Source organism: Ramlibacter sp., from assembly GCF_035706265.1.
Classification (GTDB): Bacteria; Pseudomonadota; Gammaproteobacteria; order Burkholderiales; family Burkholderiaceae_C; genus Ramlibacter.
This window is the reverse complement of the sequence record NZ_DASSVG010000003.1, coordinates 1-4,654: the sequence shown is the minus strand read 5'-3', so window position 1 is coordinate 4,654 and position 4,654 is coordinate 1. Positions and strand designations below refer to the sequence as shown.

General features: G+C 70.3%; 4 protein-coding genes and 1 pseudogene. 4 read left to right on the top strand and 1 reads right to left on the bottom strand.

Annotated features, from left to right (window positions below; all coding sequences use genetic code 11):
• Positions 1-462: pseudogene (locus tag VFM98_RS00105) on the top strand (glycosyl transferase); the annotation flags it as partial.
• Positions 463-509: 47 nt separating this feature from the next.
• Here the strand turns inward: VFM98_RS00105 and VFM98_RS00100 are convergent.
• Complete coding sequence (locus tag VFM98_RS00100; RefSeq protein ID WP_325107846.1) at positions 510-839, bottom strand: H-NS histone family protein; 330 nt, start codon at positions 837-839, stop codon at positions 510-512.
• Between the two features lie 133 nt (positions 840-972).
• Between VFM98_RS00100 and VFM98_RS00095 the strand changes: the two genes are divergently transcribed.
• The 3 genes from VFM98_RS00095 to VFM98_RS00085 all read left to right on the top strand — a co-directional run bounded on the left by VFM98_RS00095 (position 973) and on the right by VFM98_RS00085 (position 4,419).
• The gene (locus VFM98_RS00095; protein ID WP_325107845.1) at positions 973-1,998 is read left to right on the top strand and encodes a S1C family serine protease; all 1,026 of its coding nucleotides are present in this window, start codon (positions 973-975) and stop codon (positions 1,996-1,998) included.
• A 106-nt stretch (positions 1,999-2,104) separates the two neighbouring features.
• Positions 2,105-2,287 (top strand): hypothetical protein, encoded by a 183-nt coding sequence (locus VFM98_RS00090; protein WP_325107844.1) that lies wholly within the window; start codon positions 2,105-2,107, stop codon positions 2,285-2,287.
• Complete coding sequence (locus VFM98_RS00085; protein ID WP_325107843.1) at positions 2,284-4,419, top strand: hypothetical protein; 2,136 nt, start codon at positions 2,284-2,286, stop codon at positions 4,417-4,419. The genes VFM98_RS00090 and VFM98_RS00085 overlap by 4 nt, the downstream gene beginning before the upstream one ends.
• The last annotated feature ends 235 nt before the right edge of the window (positions 4,420-4,654 follow it).

Below are 4,654 nucleotides of genomic sequence, written 5' to 3'. Positions count from 1 at the left end.
GATGGCGGCGCCTATTTCTCGGGCTTCACGCTGGCGTGGCTCTCGGTGGAACTGATGGCGCGCAATCCGCGCGTTTCGCCCTGGGCGAGCGTCCTGCTGTGCGCCTATCCCACGCTGGAGGTGCTCTACAGCGTCATCCGGCGCAGCCGACAGCGCCGCTCGCCCGGCACGGCAGACAGCCAGCACCTGCACAGCCTGGTTTCGGCGCAATGGGTGCAGCCGCGGCTTACCCACGTGCATCCCAATTTGCGCAATGCCGCCGTTTCCGTGCTGATGTGGATCTGCGCGCTGGTTCCGGTGGTGCCGGCCGTCCTTTTCCGCGGCCGCACGGAGGTGCTGCTGGCGTGCCTGGCCGCCTGCCTGGTGGGATACCACCTGTTCTACCGCCGCGTGGCCATGCGGGCCCGGCAGGAGACGGGCGAGGCGGGCGCGCGCGAGGACGCTGCGGACGCACCGACCTGAAGCCCTCACCCCAGCCCTCTCCCAGGGGGAGAGGGAGGAAAACCTTTTTACCGGCCGTTCTTGACGGCGAAATCTTCCAGGTTGCGGCCTTCCTTCAGGGCCTGCACCACCCATTGCGGCTTGCGGCCGCGCCCGCCCGACCATGTTTCGCCATTCGGGCCGCGGTATTTGATGGGCGCCGATTTGGCGGCTTTCGGGCGTGCGCCGCCGGGGCCGCCGGTATTCCTGGCCAGGCCCAGGTCGACCGCGGTCAATCCGTAAAGGTCGATTTTCCGCTTGATATCGGCGATCGCTTCCGCGATTTCCTGTTCGCGCACGCGCTCGGCCTCGGCCAGCAGTTTTTCGGCTTGTTCCTTCAGTTCCTGGTAGGTCGCCACTTATTTTGCCCTCGTAATTCGGTGCGGCGAATTATGCAAAATAAAAAGGCGCCGCGGAAACCGCGCGCCGAGTGGCGTCTTGCACGCCTGCCGCTTTTGACGCATCCTGATCGCCCTACTTCGGGGGATCGCCATGACCCGCTCCGGCCTGCTGCGTACCGCGCTGCGCTGCCTGTGCGTGCTCTCCTTGTGGGCCCCGCTGGCGCACGCGGCGGAGCCGGCGGCAAGCGAGCAGGAGACCATCGCGGTCCTCTCGCGCGCGGTGGATGCGGTGGTGGGCGTGCACGTCACGGCCGCCGAAGATGCGCGCTCCGTCGACACCCTGGGGCGCCGGCGCAGCGGCTCCGGCGTGGTGATCGGCCCCGAGGGCCTGATCCTCACCATCGGTTATCTCATTCTCGAAGCCGACACGATCCAGGTGACCACCCATGATCACCGCGTGCTGCCCGCGCGCGCCGTCGCCTACGACGTCGCCACCGGCTTCGGCCTGATCCGGCCCCTGCTGCCCCTGCAGCTGCAGCCCGTGCCGCTCGGAAGCGTGGGCGCCACGGCGGCCAATACGATGCTCATGGCCGCCATCGGCGGCGACGAAGGTGGCGTGGCGGTCACGCAGTTGGTCAGCACCCGGCCCTTCTCCGGCTATTGGGAATACCACATCGAGAGCGCCCTCTTCACCAGCCCGCCGGTGGGCAACCACAGTGGCGCCGGCCTGTTCAACCAGCGCGGCGAGCTGCTCGGCATCGGCAGCCTGTTCGTCGGCGACGCCCTCGGCGACAGCCATCGCCTGCCGGGCAACATGTTCGTGCCGGTGGACCTGCTCAAGCCGATCCTCGCGGAGCTGCAGCAGACCGGCAGCTCGCGCGGCAGCCGCCGGCCCTGGCTGGGGATCAATTCCAGCGAGCAGGGCGGCCGCGTGCAGATCATCCGCGTCAGCCAGGACAGCCCCGCCTTCGCCGCGGGCCTCGAGGCCGGCGACATCGTGCTCGCCATCGACGGCGAGAAGGTGAGCACGCTGGAAGGCTTCTACAAGAAACTGTGGTCGCGCCCGGAGGCGGAATCCGAGGTGCTGCTGACGGTGCTGCAAGGCACGCAGATCCGCCAGGTGCCGGTGAAGACGATCGACCGCATGAAGACGATGCGGCGGCCCGCGGGCATCTGAAATCGGGTAACTGCCAGCACCGTCCGACAAGGCCTCCGGATAAAACCTGACAGGCCCGCGGGCCGCAGTCCGTAGCCTTGGTGCCTGCGCTGCAGAGGGGGAAGTGATGCCGGCCGAAGTTCCACGCAATACGCAGCCGCCTGCCCGCGCGGGCTGGCGCGGGTGGCTGCGGCTCGTTGCCGCCGCCCTCGTCCTCCTCGGCCTGTCCGAGCTGCTGTGGGTGTGGCAAACCTGGCCCGTGCGCGAGTTGCTGCAGCCGAGCATCACCCGGCCTGCGGGGCAATCATGAACACGCGCTGGCTGCGATCGCGCTTCGGCTCGCCGGCCGCCGCCGCGCTCACGCTCGGCTGGCTGCTGCTGGCGCTGTGGGCCGCGGGCCTCGTCGTCGCGGCCTTCCAGCTCGGAAGCTGGCGCGAGGAGCTCTCGCGCACGCTGCTGCAGCTCAATGCGGATGCGCAGTTCCGCGCGCGCGTGCAGAACCGCGATGGCGTGGATCCCGAGTGGTACCGGCGCAAGGCGCTGGCGCTGCTCTCCGCCACGCAGCGGCTGCAGCGCGATGCGAGCTGGACGCTGTTCATTCCCGGCTCCTGGCACCCCTTCGACAACCTCGAGGAGCAGGTGCAGGCGCGGCTGGAGCGCGAGTTCGCCGACATCGTGGTCGAGACCATGCGCCGCGAGCTCTATGCGCGGGCCGGCAAGCTCACGGGCGTGCCGGTGATGCGCGGATCGGGCGAGCTGCAACCCGGCGCCGAGTGCCAGTCGCCCGTGCCGCAGAACCTCGATCGCCGGCTCACGGCGGCGGCGGAAGACCTGCCCGAGTTCGTCGCCGTGTCCGATTACGTGAAGGCGGTGCAGGGGCTGGACGAAGCCGTGCAGTCCTTCTTCTCGCTGCAATACAGCAGCGGCCAGCCGGAGCAGCTGCGCAAGCTGGTGGCCTATACGTTGAACCAGAAGCTGCCCGGCGCACTCGCGGGCGCGGTGCGCATGTTCCACTCCGGCGAGGAGGTGAAGCTGCAGCCCGCGCTGATGCAGACGCGCCTGCAATGGGCCACGCGCTGCGCCCTGGCCAAGGCGATGAGTGCCCTGCACACGCGGCTGCTGAACACCAACGACCTGTTCGCGCTCGAACAAGGCCTGGTGGAGCGCAGCGCGGGCCTGTTCGAGCCGGGCGCGCGGCCGGCGGCCTTCGACCGCACGCTGGAGCGCTACCGCGCCGTGCACGCCCTGCTCGACGACCAGAACGCGCTGCTGTCGAAGGGCCACAACGACTGGATGCGCCAGGGCACGCTGCAGCTCGGGCCCGCCTACCAGCAGGTGCTCGCCCGCATCGCGCGCACGCGCCTGCTCGGGCCCGAGGTCGTGCAGCAGCTGCAGGACCAGTCGGGCCAGGCCTTCGCGGAGTTCCGCCGCCAGTTCGCGCTGGCCTTCGGCACGCGCGGCGATCCCGGCGTGGTGTGGCTGGAGCAGGAGCGGCGCTTCGGCCTCTCGCCCGAGCGCGCCGCGCTGCGGCAAGGGCTGGACGCGCTGCTCAAGACCTCGTTCATGGACGACGACGCCACGCGGACTGCCCGCACCGCGCGCGAATCCGGTTCGCTCGCGAAGGTGGTGCAGGAGGCGCGGGCCCTGGCCGGCGAACGCGAACGCGCGGTGGGCGAAATCGTGCCGCTCTTCCCGCGCCAGGCGCAGCCCGTGGTGCTGCGCGTGATCGACGCGCGCGTGTCGGAGCTCGTGTACCAGCGCGCCTTCCGCACGCTGAAGGCGGCGCTGCCCACCGACCTGCGCGATCCCCTCGACCCGGCCGCCTTCCGCCAGCAGCGCGACCAGGTGCTGGCCTTGCAGGACGTGCTGCGCGACACCGGCGGCAACTGGTTCGGCGACAAGCTCGTGGCCACGCTCGATGGCGAGCTGCTGCGCCGCCTCGGCCCCTTGCAGGAGGACTGGATGAAGCAGCCGCTGCAGGACACGCGGGCCGACGACTTCGCGTGGTGGCAGGGCGAGCCGATCTCGTTGGCGCAGATCCTGGGCGCGGCCGACGGCGCCGGCGCGCCCTCCTTGAGCCGCACCGCCGCGCGCCTGGACCAGCTCACCGACCAGGCGAACGCCCTGCTCGCGCTCGGCACGCGCTCGATCGTGGCCGATCCCGCGGTGGCGCGCTGGCGCGCGCTGCGCGTGGAGGTAGGGCGCTATCGCGCGCACGCGGCAGACAGCAGCCTGGTGCGGCTGGAGCGCTATCTCGCGGCCCTGGGCCCGGACCTGCGGCGCGAGAACTGCACCGAGCGCCTGATCGCTGCCGCCCAGCCCCCGGTGGCCCACGAAGACGCGATCACGCAGCGCCACGTGCAGCTGCACGAGGCGCTCGCGCGCAGGTGCCAGGAGCTGCGGGCGAGCCTGGCGATGATGCCGGTGGTTGGTGCCCCGTAGGCTGGCGCGAAGCGCGGAATTCGTAGGCTGGCGCGAAGCGGAAGCTGAGCCGCGACAGCGCGAAGCCCAGCGCTCCACGCGGCCGCCGAAAGCGCTGGGCTTCGACCTTGCCGAGGCCATTGCCTCGGCAAGGCGCTCAGCGCCAGCCTTCTATGACGCGTAGTTTGTCAAGCGTTCTGCCGGTTCATCCTTCTCTGTCGTTACGCGGCGCCTGGTGAATTTGGCCGGGTCAAGG